The organism is Streptomyces sp. B15, from assembly GCF_018070605.1.
GTDB lineage: Bacteria > Actinomycetota > Actinomycetes > Streptomycetales > Streptomycetaceae > Streptomyces > Streptomyces smyrnaeus.
On sequence record NZ_JAGPXJ010000207.1, the window covers coordinates 1 to 874 of the forward strand.

The window sequence follows — 874 nt, forward strand, 5'->3', positions numbered from 1 at the left end:
GTAAGCGTTGTCCCGTAAATGATCTACGGCGTACATCCTGACCTGCTTGTTCCCACGTCATCCGGCGAGGGTGAGGTTGTGCAGGCGGGCGATGCCGAGCATGGCGTGGTGGACGCCGTCGCCTTTGAGGCGGCAGTCGCGGAGGATCTTCCAGGTCTTCATTCGGGCGAAGGCGTGCTCGACGCGGGCGCGGACCTTGCGGTGTGAGGTGTTGTGTTCCTCTTTCCAGTCCGGGAGTTCGGCCTGGCCTTTCTCGCGGCGGTGCGGGATGACCAGGCCGGTGCCCCGGTAGCCGCCGTCCGCGATGACCGTGGTCCTGCCGACGGCGGCCTTCGCGCCGGACAGTTCCCACGCCTTGCAGTCGTTGCGGTTGCCGGGCAAAGGGCGGCCGACCGCGACGACCAGCCGGGTGTCCGCGTCGATGATGACCTGGTGGTTGGTGGAGTACCGGTAGTTCTTCGATTGCTCGGCGACGCCGTGGTCGCGGGTGGGGACCAAGGTGCCGTCGACGATCAGCACGGTGTCTTTGCGGAACCGCTTACGTTGCTGGAGGGCGAGCGACGGCCCGAGGTGGTCGATGATGCGGTCGGCCGCGGACTTGGAGACCCCGAAGAGCGGTGCCAGTTGGCGCAGGGTCAGGTTTGTCCGCCAGTAGGCGGCGACCAGAAGCACGCGGTCCTCCAGCGGCAGACTCCACGGCCGGCCCTTGCGTACCGGATCCGCACCCTCGCGCCGGAGCGCGGTGATCAGCTTGCCGAACTGGCGCGGGCTCAGCCCGCTGAACGGGGCTATCCAGGAGGGCTGCGACGCCGTGATCACACCAGACACGGCAAGATCATCTCACCCCTGACCAGCAGTTACGGGACAACGCTTA

The 874-nt window shown here is 66.8% G+C and carries 1 protein-coding gene; it reads right to left on the minus strand.

Annotated features, from left to right (window positions below; genetic code table 11):
* Window positions 1–57: 57 nt before the first annotated feature.
* A complete protein-coding gene (locus KBY19_RS35870; protein ID WP_210967522.1) occupies window positions 58–828 on the minus strand; it encodes a transposase in 771 nt (256 codons plus the stop codon).
* Window positions 829–874: the final 46 nt, after the last annotated feature.